The following is a 12,381-nucleotide window of genomic DNA, read 5'->3' as shown; positions in this document are numbered from 1 at the left end:
CAATAGATTACGAGGAAAGCCGGCGAGCAATCGCGTCGTAACCACGCAGCCACATGTGATCGATTGGGAGATCCATCGGGTCAGGCTGCGACGAGAAGCGCGCGATAACAGTTTCCGCTCGCTCGTCGATGTAGATCCACTGGCCGTGGATGCCGACGCCACAGAAAGCCGCACCGCCGGGGGCGCCGAGGTTGTACCACTTACTTCGGTACTGGGCGATCGGGAAGGCGTCCGTCATGCAGCCATGCATCCACGCTTCGACGCTGCCGTTGCGACGGATATCGTCGATCCACCAGCCCGGAACGACCTGTTGACCATTAGCCAGGCCGCGCCGCCGCATCATCTCGCCGAATCGTGCCAGATCGCGCAGCGTCGCTGAGATGCCACCGCCTGGACGGGTCATACCGAACGGATCGACGGTCATGCTGCCTTCCACCTCAGCTCCCATAGGGGCCCACAGGAATTCACTGAGGAGTTGAGCGTAAGGTCGACCGCAGGCGCGTTCGAACAACCAGCCTAGCGTGTCGGTGTTGGGCGTAACGTAGTTGACTTTCGCTCCATGCGGATCGCTTCCGAGCGGAACGGTCGGCAGGAATTTGCGGAGGTCAGCTTCCGGCATGCCAGGTTGCTGCGGATCCCAGCCAGTTGCAGAGCGGTAACGCAACAGATCCAGCGATGGATTGTTGAATTCCTCACGGTAACTGGTGCCGACGGTCATATCGAGAAGATGCCGGAGCTTGGCTGTCTCGTAAGCGCTGCCTTTCACTTCCGGAAGATAGTCGATTACCAAGGCATCTGGGTCGATGATCTCTCGTTCAGTGAGGACGCCAGCGAGCGTACCCAGAATGGATTTGCTGACCGAGAAGCAGATGTGTGGCGTCACGGGATCGAGCCCGTTGTTGTACCACTCGCTGACGATCCGGCCGCCGCGCAGCACCAGCATGCCGTCTGTGGAGCTTGCCAGCCGCGCGTCGCGCACCGTCGTTTCCTTGCCATCGATTCCCTCAAAAGAGGTGCCGTCAATACTATGCAGGTCTTCGACAAGCGGTTTTGGCGATGCGCTGGGACGGATTGGCGCGGTTGGGATGATCTGCCGAACGTTACGAAACGACCATTGGCTGTAGGGATGCTTGCGCCAGTTTGCGAGAGCGACCTGTAATTCGGGAGTGGGCGGAAAGCCGGACATCAGTCGAGCCATGCTTCTTCGATCTTTCTGTCTTGAATCGTCGTAGAGGCCTGCATCAGTGGCGCTTTTTTATGAATCCCCAAGCTTGCCGGTCAGGAAAGATGGACCGGCAAGCCCTCAATTGCATACTGGGGAACGCTAGGTTTTTTCGACGTTCCAGAACACCGGAACGAGGGCTGGAATGAATCCCGACAAGTTCGGTCGATGCATCGCCGGCTGTCGGAACATTCCAGTCGGAATGTGCGTGACGACTTCGTAGGCGCGCTTCTGGATGGTCTCGGCAATCGCCTTCTGCTTGGTGGAATCAGTTTCGTCGATAAATGACTGGCGCAAATCCAACAGTGGTTCGTCCTCGGGCCACCCAAAGGGACCGGTCTTGCCGACTGTCATCACATGTGCGTTGATAATTGGGTTAAAAATATCGACCGCGGCCTGCGTGGCATGCATGAGGTCCCAGCCGCCCTGCTCGCCGGATTCCTGTTTGGTGCGACGTGCCAGCACCGACAGCCAATCCAGAGTTACAAGCTTAACGTTCATGCCGATCTGACGAAGTGCTTGAGCTGTCACGTCAACTAACGGCGATATAATCGGAGTATCCGCCACTTGAAGAAGTGTGATCGGTTCACCCTTGTAACCGCCCTTTGTCAGCAAAGCTTTCGCGGCGGCGACATCCGCCTTGGTGTTCCAGCCGGCCTCCGTCCCATACGGCATGTCGGGAACGAACATCGCTGATGAGCTGCGATAATATTTCGGATCGCCGATCTGGGCATCCAGCCAATCGCGCTGGTTCACAGCATGAAGAATGGCCTGACGGATTTCTTGCTTGGCGATGAGCGGCGACAACCAATTAGGTCGACAATACCCAGAAAAGCCTGCGGGGTTGTAATCGAACAGTTTGACTCCGAGCTTCTCGGCGTTCGGGATCATCTCGTGCGTCGGATTCTCAAAGTAGTCGACCTCATTATTCACAAGAGCATTAAGCGAGGTCTGGAAATCGGAAATGTAAATCCACTCGTATCGATCAACCTTGACCACCTTGCCGCCAGCGAGGCCGTCGGGCGCCTCTTGCCGTGCGACGTAATCCGGGTTGCGGTCATACACTGCCTTGATGCCTGGTTTGAATTCGCTGGCGACGAAGCGGAACGGACCCGACCCCACGTATTCCGTGATCTGTTGTGACGGTGGTGTTGCCGCGATCCGTGCGGGCATGATGAAGGGGACGGCTGAGGAGGGTTTGCCAAGCGCGGCCAGGACATGACCGAAGGGGCGTTTCAGCACGAGGCGGAAGGTTCGCTCATCAACCGCCGCGAGCTCACCCGTCGCGGCCATGAGCGAAATACCCATCGGGTCGCGCGAACCCCAGCGCTTGAGCGACGCGATGACGTCTTCAGTTGTGACCGGCGCGCCGTCATGAAACATCAGGCCAGTCCGCAAATGGAAGGTGTAGGTCAATCCATCGCTCGAGACGTTGAAGGTCTCGACCATCTGCGGCTTGTAGTTCAGCTTGCTGTCCATCGAGAACAGCGTGTCATAGATGTTATAGCCATGGTTACGGGTCGTCCAGGCCGGGACAACCAATGGGTCGGTCACGCGCAGCGCCGTATGCATCACGGCGCGGATCACGCGGCTCTTGCTTTGTGCGAAGGAGAGGCGTGGAGCGGATTGCGCCAAGGCCGCTGCTCCGCCCAACTTGATTAACCGACGGCGCGTCAAATTAAGAGTCATGATGCTTCTCCGATGATGCGTGCTTTGGTCATGAAATACAGGATCGCTGAAGCGGCCGACTGCGCGGTCGTTGCCGGACTTCAGAGTAGCGAGCCTTCGTAAAAAGCGGCGGCGGGGAGCTATTGAGAGCTGACGCGAGCCGGGCGTATCGAACGCGGCTTGCGATCGTGAAAAGACAGCTGATGGTCCTGCGGGTACGGTTCGCAGATCGAGCCGACAATGAACACGTCAAAGCTGGGGCCCCCATATCACCTGCCTCTCCGTTCGTTGCTGTTTTTTCCACCGCAAAAGAGATCGATATGATCTAAGCTTTATATAATTTCATTGTCAACGAATTTAGATGGACCCTAGCCTGCGTCACGTGCGATGCATGGGATATAGATCCTGCGATACGAATCCCCGGAGCTATCCAATTTCAGGCGTCGCTGAATTGAATCCCGCCTCTAGTCCGTCATGCTATGTGGCCGTGCCAACGTCGCTACCACCGGTTATGGCCGGTTTAACCACCGTGACGCGTCTCGTTTCTTTCATAGGCCAAGATTGTCACAACATGCCGTGTCGCATCATCTGACGAAGGCTCGTCCCGCAGTCGGCATTGCCGCGCGACGCTTGCCGTATTGGGTAGTTCTGCTGAGAATCAAGCGCCCGACGTTACGGTTGCTCCCTTCAAATATCATTTACCCCGACGGCCTTAGCCACGAATCATCGCAGCGATTTAAGCGACGGCCGTAAGGCCAGCATCGATGGCCTGTGCAATCTTTTCGACATCGGAAGCGCCAAGAATCAGGGGCGGCGACAGGATGATATTATTTCCGGAAACGCGGATCATTACTCCGGCCTCATAGGCTATTTCAGCGACGACTGCCATGCTCGCCTTATCCAGCGGCTTTCTCGTGTCGCGGTCAGAAACGAGTTCGAGGGCCGCCATCAGCCCTTGGCCGCGAACGTCCCCGATAATATGGTGTTTGGATTGCAGTGCTTGAAGCGCATTCAACAATTCGCCGCCACGTGCGGCGGCATTCTCGTCGAGTTTCAGCCGGCGCGTTTCGGCAAGCGTTGCAATGCCGGCTGCGCAACCCACCGGGTGTCCGGAGTAGGTATAGCCGTGGCCGATCGAACCGACGCCCGACTTGTCGTTCTCGAATACCTCGGCCATTTTTTCGCCGATCAACGTCGCGCCGAGCGGGAAATAGCCTGATGTGATGGCCTTAGCGATCGTCATCATGTCTGGTTGGATGCCCCACAAGCGGGCGCCTGACCAAGCTCCGCTACGCCCGAAACCGGTGACGACCTCGTCGGAGATCATCAGTATCTCGTGATGGTTGCAGATCTCGCGAACGAGCTTCATGAAGCTCTCAGGTGGCACGATAACGCCTCCGGCACCGAGGACCGGCTCCATGATGAATGCTGCAATAGTGTCGGCGCCCTGAAACGCAATCTCGTCTTCCAGTGCTGCCGCACACAGCTTGGCCAGTCGGGCCGGGTCTGTCTCGTTGAACGGGTTGCGATAAGTCCAGGGAACGGGAATGTGAAAAACGCCCGGTAGCAGAGGCTCGTAGTTGCGGCGGAAATTGGCATTGCCGTTGACCGACGCAGCACCAAAATGAGTGCCGTGATAGCCTTTCTTGAGCGCGACAAATTTCGTGCGGTCGCCCTGGCCCTTGATCTTCCAGTACTGTCGGGCCAGCCGCAGTGCGGTCTCTACAGAGTCCGAGCCGCCGGACGTGAAAAAGGTGCGTACCATACCTTCCGGACTGAACCACTCCGCGAGTTCATAAGCGAGTTGAATCGAGGGGCCGGTCGAAGTGCCGCGAAATCCCGAATAGTAGGGCAGAGCGTCAAGTTGCTCGGCTATGGCCTTTTTGATCGGCTCGCAGCTGTAACCGAGGTTGACATTCCATAAGCCGGCGACTGCATCAAGTAGGGTACGTCCGTCGATATCGGAAACGTGCACGCCGGACCCTTTCATCATGATCTTCGGGGGATGAGCGCGCAGCTCAGCCGGATGCGCCATCGGGTGCCAGATGTTTTTGGCATTGTTCGCGATCAGGAAATTGGCGTCTCGCATGATGACGGCTTTCTTTTACAGTGCGGATCGGGGTGTTGGCCCGAAATCGAATAGCGGCGAGCCGTTTCAGGCGAAACTCGCATGCTTCGGTGTTGGCAGCTCGCCGAATAACCGGGTGGCGATCTTTTCTGACGCATTTCGAACAGCCTGAATATGACGATCCGTCGTTGCCTTGGTGCTCCGCGACAGCGGCATGGCGACAGCCACCGATCCAAGGGCAAAGCCGTCCAAACCCAAGATGGGAGCGGCAACGCTAAAGACGCCGTCTTCGAAACCTTGTTCACCGCGTGAATAGCCCTGCGCCGCAGCGGCCGTGATGGCATCCTGCAGCCGCTTCGGCTGCACCAGTGTATGACGCGTGAAAGCAGTCAGCGACTTACGCAAGCATGACCTCACAAGTTCCGGCGGCGAGCACGCTAGAAAGGCAATGCCGGAAGCGGTCGCGTGCAAGGGCAGCAACTGGCCTGCGGCAACACTGACGCGGTTGGCCTTGGTTGATTCCTCTACATGAACTGTGACCAGGCCGCGCGCTCCGAACTCCGACAGATGAACTGTCTCGTTGGTGGACGTGGCGACGTCCCGAATGATCGGAACCGCGACTTGCAACAGGGGAAAGTGCGACTCGCGCACGCGTGCAAGACGAAGCAGTCCGGCGCCAAGTTGGTAGCGCCGGGTCACAGTATGCTGCTCGACGAGTCCGCAGCTCGCAAGCGCGACAAGCAGCCTGCGCGTCGTTGCCTTATCAAACTGAGCCTGTCGTGCAATCTCGGAGAGGCCCCATTCCGGCTCCTCTTCCGTGAAGAAGTTCAGCAAGGATATAGCCTTTTCAACGGTGCTCATATTGAGTGCCTAGCTTCAATGTGGGCCAACTTGACACCGGGGGATGCGCGATGCAAGTCTATATATGAACTATCGGTTCAAATAATGAACCGATCGCGGCCCCTGCTGCGGCTCGCGGGCGGCAGACAATGAGGACGCTCCGTTTTGCGGGCGGGACCGGAGGAACGAATGTCCAACGCGCAGTTTCAACAGCAGATCAATAGCTACCGCGCACAAGTCGTTGCCCCGCAAGGATTGTTCATAGGCGGTCGCGTATCACCGGCTATGTCCGGGGCGATGCTCGAGTCGATCTCCCCGGTCGATGGAGGCGTCCTGACCACGATAGCCGATGGTGGTGCGGTCGACATCGATCGTGCGGTGACCTCGGCGCGGCAGGCGTTTGAGCGTGGTGTGTGGTCGCGCACTGCGCCCGCGCACCGAAAGAAGGTTCTGTTGCGATTTGCGGATCTGATCGAGCAACACGCGATGGAGCTTGCGGTGCTGGGTGTCCGCGACAATGGCACCGAGATCAACATGGCCTACAAGGCTGAACCCTTGTCTGCGGCTGCGACCATCCGCTACTACGCCGAGGCGATTGACAAGGTTTACGGGGAGATTGCGCCGACCGCGCCTCAGGCTCTGGGCCTTGTGTTGCGCGAGCCCCTCGGCGTGATCGGTGTGATCGTGCCTTGGAACTTTCCTCTGATGATCGGTGCATGGAAGATCGGGCCGGCGCTGGCCACCGGTAATTCCGTCGTGCTCAAACCACCGGAGATCGCGTCACTCAGTCTGCTGCGTTTCGCGCAACTCGCCAACGAGGCCGGAGTGCCCGACGGCGCATTCAATGTGGTGACAGGCCGCGGTGCGACTGCCGGCGAGGCGCTCGGCCTGCATATGGACGTCGATGCCATCGCGTTTACTGGCTCGGGCGTTGTGGGGCGCCGCTTGCTGGAATACGCTGGCCGTTCCAACTTAAAGCGCATCTATCTCGAACTCGGCGGTAAATCGCCGAATGTGGTTTTTGCCGATGCTCCAGATCTTAAGGAAGCCGCCAAGGTCTCCGTGAACGGCATCTTCCGTAATTCGGGGCAGGTTTGCGTCGCCGGCTCGCGCCTGATCGTGCAATCCTCGATCTACGACCGTTTCCTTGATGAATTGGTGGCCGTCACCGGCCGCCTGAAGGTCGGTGATCCCCTCGATGTCGCATCGGATATCGGGGCCGTCTCCAGCGATCAGCAATTGCGGAAGAATCTCGAATACGTGGCGCGCGCCGAAGAGGAGGGTGGCCATCGACTATGCGGAGGCGAGCGGCTGCATGCTGAGACTGGCGGCTACTACATGGCGCCGACCATTTTTGCCGATATTCTACCGGATATGACACTGGCGCGGGAGGAGGTGTTTGGTCCGATCCTCGCGGTCATGCGTTTTGATACGGCCGAGGAAGCGGTGCGCCTTGCCAATGCGACCTCATATGGATTGGCGGCGGCGGCGTGGACATCGAACCTGTCCATGGCGCATCGCATGATCAGAGAGATCAAGGCCGGCGTGGTTCACGTCAACACCTACGGTGGAGCTGACATCACCGTCCCGCTGGGAGGATTCAAGCAATCCGGCTTTGGCCGTGACAAGTCGCTGCACGCACTTGACGAATATACCGACCTCAAGACCGCATGGATCGCCCTATGAAACTGTCGAAGCAAGTAACGGCCGATATGACGATTGAAACCCTGCTTGATGCCGAACAGGCGCGTTTTCTGAAATCCCACCCACGTTCGGCGGCAGCGTGGCGGAAGGGCGAAGAGAGTTTTCTTTTCGGAGGCCCATCGCACTGGATGCGGCGCTGGGCAGGCGGCTTCCCCGCTTATGTGGACGAAGCTCACGGTGCGCGTATTCGCGACATCGACGGTCATGACTATGTCGACTTCTGCCTCGGCGACACCGGCGCCATGTGCGGCCATACACCGGCTGCCGTTCTGCGCGCAGCACAACGGCAGCTCGCGCGCGGCACAACAATGATGCTGCCGACCGAAGACAGCCTGTGGATCGGTGAGGAACTGACCCGACGTTTCGGTCTTCCGTTCTGGACGCTGACGACATCCGCGACGGATGCCAATCGCGGTGCGATCCGGATTGCCCGGATGATCACTGGCCGACCAAAAGTGCTGGTGTTCTCGGGGTGCTATCACGGTGGAGTTGAGGAGGCGCATGTCGAAATTCGCGATGGCCGAATTGGCCTGCGCAACATGATTCATCCCAATGGGGTCAATCACGCCGAGGTTTCGAAAGTCGTTGAGTTCAACGATCTCGCTGCGCTGGAGTTGGCACTCGCCGAGGGGGATGTGGCATGCGTGCTGACCGAACCGATCATGACCAACTTCGGAATGATCCCTCCCGACGACGGCTTCCATGCGGCTGTCCGGGAGTTGACACGGCGCACCGGCACCATTCTCGTGATTGATGAAACGCATACGCTGTCGTCTGGCCCCGGTGGCTACACCGCCTTGCATGGCCTGAAACCCGATATTCTTGTTGCCGGCAAGGCGATTGCCGGCGGCATTCCGGCCGCGGTATTCGGGCTTTCGCAGGAAGTTGCCGAGCGAGTTTGGAAGATCGTGCCACGCGTCAATCCACGTACCAGGCAATCCGCCCATCTTGGTATTGGCGGGACGCTCGCCGGCAATGCGTTGACGGTAGCGACGATGCGTGCCGTTCTTGAGGAAGTTCTGACGCCTGCGAACTATGGGCACATGCTTGGACTGGCTACTCGGCTTGCTGAAGATGCACGTGCGATTATCAGTGCCCATCACTTGCCGTGGCACGTTACCCAAGTCGGAGCTCGGGCCGAGATCATGTTCATGCCGCGACCACCGAAAAGCGGCGCCGATGTCATTGCTGGGCGTCGGGCCAATTTAGAGACGTTGCTGCATGCCTTTTACATGAATGAAGGCATCCTGGTAACGCCATTTCACACCATGTTTCTGATGTGTCCGGCGACGGAAGCTGTTGAAGTCGCGCGGCATGCGGACGTGTTCGCGCGTTTCGTCGCGCTGTTGCAGCGAGCAAAGGTCGTTTAAACGTGAGCATCCAGCCATTCAGCCTGACTGGAAAGGTCGCGCTCGTCACCGGAGGTGGCCGGGGTATCGGTGCCGCGATCGTTACGCGCTTCGCGGAAGCCGGTGCGACTGTGGTCGCGGCCAATCGAACGCTTGAGGTGGCCGAGACGCTGGCCACGACCTTAAAGGAGCGGCAGCTCGGGGTCGAGGTTGAGCCGTTCGAGCGTCTCGACCGCGATAGTCTGCGGAGACTGGTCGATCAAGTCGCTAGTCGACATGGTCGACTTGATATTCTGGTGCACAATGCTGGTGGGTGTCCTTGGGCGTCGCTGGAAGAACTCGATCAAGACAAACTGGACGAAGTATTGACCCTCAACCTAAATGCGGCGATCTGGTTGGCTCAGGCAGCAGTTCCGCATATGAAGCGCACCAACACGGGGCGCATTTTGGTGACGTCATCGGTGTCGGCTCGCGTGGCCATGGGCGGCGGCGCACACTATTCGGCAGCAAAAGCGGCCGTGAATGCGTTCGTGCGCGGTGCAGCGTTTGAACTTGCCCGGGATGGCATCACTATCAACGGTGTGGAAGCAGGTTTCATCGCAAAGCCCGGCGGTACCATGAGCCAGCCGGAGAACGCGCAGCGCATCGCGCACTTCGTGCCGATGGGGCACATGGGTGAAGCAGATGACGTCGCATTCGCCATGCTCTATCTGGCGTCGCTGCAGGCGAAGTATGTGACGGGGCAAACCATTGTTGTCGATGGCGGCTCGACGCTCCCGGAAACCGGCTTTGCCGTCGAGCGGCAATGGGGAGGCAATTGATGGAGCGGCTCAAGGGGCGCCGTGCGCTGATCACCGGTGCAGCTACCGGCATTGGCCGCGCGACCGCCGAACTGTTTGCCAATCACGGCGCAAGTATCGTCGCCTTCGGACTGGGCGGATCGCTGCTTGGCGATCTCGCCGCGCAGATCAGAGCCAAGGCAGTTCATGGTGACGTCACTCGCGCTGACGATGTTGAGGCTGCGCTGCAGGCCTGCGATGGGCGGCTCGATATCGTCGTCAACGCCGCCGGAATCATCGTGCCAGATCGTCCAGAGACTGTCACCGACGAGAATTGGGCCAACACCTTCGCTGTCAACGTCACGGGAACGATGGTCGTGTGTCGCGCGGCCCTGCCGTTGTTGCAGCGAAAGGGGGGTACCATCGTGAACGTGGCGTCGGTTGCGGCGTTCAATTCCAACCCGGATAGCGTCAGCTATGCGGCCAGCAAGGCGGCGTTGGTATCCTACACCCGCTCGCTGGCCTATGCAGGCGGGATTTATGGGGTGCGTGCGAACGCGGTTGCGCCGGGATGGGTCCGCACGCCGATGAGCGAGTATGAAATGCAACTCGCCGCGGGGAAAAATGGTTCTTCGGCCGAAGTCGAGTTCGAGGCGACCGCCAAGCGTATCGCGCTTGGAAGAATGGCGCAGCCAACCGAGATCGCGGCCTGCTGCCTCTTTCTTGCCTCCGACGAGGCCTCGTTCGTGAGCGGCACTGTGCTGGTCGCAGATGGCGGCGGCCGTGCGCCCGTGCACAGCCGCGCCATCTGATGCGGGTGGTGCCTGATCGAAGAGCCAGGTGCCGCTTCCTTTTGAATCCGCTTGGGCGCCCTTAGCGCATCGTCTGACCATCAAGACGTCTGTCGCTGCTGACGGCGTATATCGTATGGAAGCGGCCGGTCGGCTGGGTATGGCGAATCAGGCACCATGTCGGTCTTTCATACGACGGGCATGATGTCATGTTTCAGGTCGCCATCTGTGCCGAAAGGTTGCTCGGCTGCCGGATCGTTGCGATCAACAATAACGCGGTCGATTCAGCCAGGGCTGGTCGCTTGACTGAGGAGATGGGATGGAGTCTTGATCAGTAGTTCGGTGGGAATGCGCACCGTAGCGACGCCTGACTAGTCCAGATGGATATGGCGCCCATTAGCATTGCGGATGGAGGTACTGCACCGTTTCGACGCCTTGCATCATCGACTACGCGCCCGCAATCTAACGAGTTTCATCCGTGCGATACCAAGTGCGCACGTGAGTGTCAGTCTGTTCGGTCGAAAAGAGCCGTGGGTTCGCTTGTCGCCGCCTTCGGCAGGAGCAATGTCACGAAGGCGCAAAGAACGAGAACGGAACCGAGCAGCAGGAAACTGCTCGAAAACGCGCCGAGTGGTGTCGGGCCGGGGCCTTTCGTCGCGAGTTGCCTTTCAAGGAAGAAAGCGCTGAGAGTTGTCAGAACCGGGCCACCGAGCCGTTGGCAGATGTTGAGAGACGTCGTCGCCATGGGCAAGTCGCTCTTCGCAATCATCGTATAGGCTGCGGTCATCGATGACAAACCGACCGCGCCCTGGCCCACGCCCAGAAGGAAGAGACTTGGCATCAGCAGAAGGGGTGTAAGTCCGAGGCTTGCCGTGCCCGCCAGCAACAGCATCGCAGTAAGCGAAAGAACCGCGCCGGTTGCTGCAGAGGACCTGATTCCGAAGCGCTCTATGACGCGCCCCACCGAGGGATAGGCGCACATCATCCCCGCACCAAGCGGCGCCATGAGCCAGCCGATTTCGCCGGGCGGCAGCCCACAGCCCAGGATAAGGAACATGGGAAGCAGCATCTGGCCAGCAAAGTTGATACCGTTCGTAAGAAATTGGGAGATCGCCGCAGCGCGGAACGGCGGATGTGCGAATAGGTGGATATCGATCAGTGCCCGGCTTCCCTTTGCGCGAGCCACGGCGACGAACGAGATCAACATGATTAGTGCCGCGCCGAGGAGGGCCAGGCCCATGGCATTGTGTGCATGATCAAGGGAATAGAGCAGCAGTGCCAGTCCCGGGGACAACAGGATCAGGCCGACCCAATCCATTGGTTGCCGGCGCATGTCCTCCTCGCAATCGGGAGGAACGAAGGCCAGAGCAAGAACTATGGCGCCGGCGGCGATGAGCGCAGTGGCGAAGAACAGCCAGCGCCAGGACAGATAATGCAGGAGGCCGCTGGCCAGAATGGGACCGAGGATCGGACCGAGCAAAATGGGTATGGCCGCATAGCCTGCGACACGCGCCATCTGATTGCCGGCAACGCGCGCGATCATCATCTGCGCCATCGGCGCGAGCAAGCCTCCGCTCAGTCCTTGTAGCACCCGAAAGGCAACGAGCGATGAGGCCGACCAAGCGAGTCCGCACAGGGTCGAGGTCAGCGCGAAGCCCGCGAAACATACGAGATAGACCGCCCTAGCGCCGATCCGGCCGACTAGATGGCCGCTGAGGGGCAAGACCAGGATCAAGGCTAGAAGATAGCCGGTGACGACCCATTGGACGACGGCGATCGAACTGTTCAGGTCCACGACGAGGCTTGGCAACGCGACATTGGCCGTGGTCGCGTCGAGTTGCGCGAGGAAGGAGCCGAGCGACGCCACGGCCGCGACCTTCCAGACAGTCGAACTGAGAGGCTCTTCCCCTGCTGGTGATGGCTGTGGTGAGGTCACGTCCACTCTCTATTGACAGCGCCA

The 12,381-nt window shown here is 59.3% G+C and carries 9 protein-coding genes; 4 read left to right on the top strand and 5 right to left on the bottom strand.

Annotated elements, in window-relative coordinates; genetic code table 11:
- Positions 1-7: 7 nt before the first annotated feature.
- From JQ587_RS28575 to JQ587_RS28560, 4 genes are all read right to left on the bottom strand, one after another.
- Positions 8-1,198: a serine hydrolase domain-containing protein gene (locus JQ587_RS28575; RefSeq protein ID WP_212427545.1), complete on the bottom strand. Its 1,191-nt coding sequence runs from the start codon at positions 1,196-1,198 to the stop codon at positions 8-10.
- A gap of 126 nt (positions 1,199-1,324) precedes the next feature.
- Positions 1,325-2,911: an ABC transporter substrate-binding protein gene (locus tag JQ587_RS28570; protein WP_212427544.1), complete on the bottom strand. Its 1,587-nt coding sequence runs from the start codon at positions 2,909-2,911 to the stop codon at positions 1,325-1,327.
- A 715-nt stretch (positions 2,912-3,626) separates the two neighbouring features.
- Complete coding sequence (locus JQ587_RS28565) at positions 3,627-4,979, bottom strand: aspartate aminotransferase family protein (protein ID WP_212427543.1); 1,353 nt, start codon at positions 4,977-4,979, stop codon at positions 3,627-3,629.
- A 66-nt stretch (positions 4,980-5,045) separates the two neighbouring features.
- Positions 5,046-5,819, bottom strand: a complete 774-nt coding sequence (locus JQ587_RS28560; RefSeq protein WP_212427542.1) for an IclR family transcriptional regulator — start codon at positions 5,817-5,819, stop codon at positions 5,046-5,048.
- A gap of 168 nt (positions 5,820-5,987) precedes the next feature.
- On the opposite strand from JQ587_RS28560, the gene JQ587_RS28555 reads away from it, so the two are divergent.
- Genes JQ587_RS28555 through JQ587_RS28540 form a run of 4 tightly spaced genes read left to right on the top strand, consistent with a single transcriptional unit; the run spans position 5,988 to position 10,442 of the window.
- Positions 5,988-7,484, top strand: a complete 1,497-nt coding sequence (locus tag JQ587_RS28555; protein WP_212427541.1) for an aldehyde dehydrogenase — start codon at positions 5,988-5,990, stop codon at positions 7,482-7,484.
- A complete protein-coding gene (locus JQ587_RS28550) occupies positions 7,481-8,872 on the top strand; it encodes a transaminase (RefSeq protein WP_212427540.1) in 1,392 nt (463 codons plus the stop codon). Before JQ587_RS28555 ends, JQ587_RS28550 begins: the two co-directional genes overlap by 4 nt.
- 2 nt (positions 8,873-8,874) lie before the next feature.
- Positions 8,875-9,672 (top strand): SDR family oxidoreductase, encoded by a 798-nt coding sequence (locus JQ587_RS28545; protein WP_212427539.1) that lies wholly within the window; start codon positions 8,875-8,877, stop codon positions 9,670-9,672.
- Positions 9,672-10,442 (top strand): SDR family NAD(P)-dependent oxidoreductase, encoded by a 771-nt coding sequence (locus JQ587_RS28540; RefSeq protein ID WP_212427538.1) that lies wholly within the window; start codon positions 9,672-9,674, stop codon positions 10,440-10,442. Before JQ587_RS28545 ends, JQ587_RS28540 begins: the two co-directional genes overlap by 1 nt.
- A gap of 484 nt (positions 10,443-10,926) precedes the next feature.
- On the opposite strand, the gene JQ587_RS28535 is transcribed toward JQ587_RS28540, so the two are convergent.
- Positions 10,927-12,357 carry an MFS transporter gene (locus tag JQ587_RS28535; protein WP_212427537.1) on the bottom strand — a complete coding sequence of 477 codons (1,431 nt, stop codon included), beginning with the start codon at positions 12,355-12,357 and terminating at the stop codon, positions 10,927-10,929.
- Positions 12,358-12,381: the final 24 nt, after the last annotated feature.

This window comes from Bradyrhizobium manausense, from assembly GCF_018130615.1.
In the GTDB taxonomy this organism is placed as follows: Bacteria; Pseudomonadota; Alphaproteobacteria; order Rhizobiales; family Xanthobacteraceae; genus Bradyrhizobium; species Bradyrhizobium manausense_A.
Note: the sequence above shows the minus strand (reverse complement) of the source record. Positions and strands in the feature narration are given on the sequence as shown.

Excerpts from the sequence above, each read along its gene's own strand:
- JQ587_RS28575 (WP_212427545.1), bottom strand. The coding sequence starts at position 1,198 with ATGGCTCGACTGATGTCCGGCTTTCCGCCCACTCCCGAATTACAGGTC.
- JQ587_RS28570 (WP_212427544.1), bottom strand. The coding sequence starts at position 2,911 with ATGACTCTTAATTTGACGCGCCGTCGGTTAATCAAGTTGGGCGGAGCA.
- JQ587_RS28565 (WP_212427543.1), bottom strand. The coding sequence starts at position 4,979 with ATGCGAGACGCCAATTTCCTGATCGCGAACAATGCCAAAAACATCTGG.
- JQ587_RS28560 (WP_212427542.1), bottom strand. The coding sequence starts at position 5,819 with ATGAGCACCGTTGAAAAGGCTATATCCTTGCTGAACTTCTTCACGGAA.
- JQ587_RS28555 (WP_212427541.1), top strand. The coding sequence starts at position 5,988 with ATGTCCAACGCGCAGTTTCAACAGCAGATCAATAGCTACCGCGCACAA.
- JQ587_RS28550 (WP_212427540.1), top strand. The coding sequence starts at position 7,481 with ATGAAACTGTCGAAGCAAGTAACGGCCGATATGACGATTGAAACCCTG.
- JQ587_RS28540 (WP_212427538.1), top strand. The coding sequence starts at position 9,672 with ATGGAGCGGCTCAAGGGGCGCCGTGCGCTGATCACCGGTGCAGCTACC.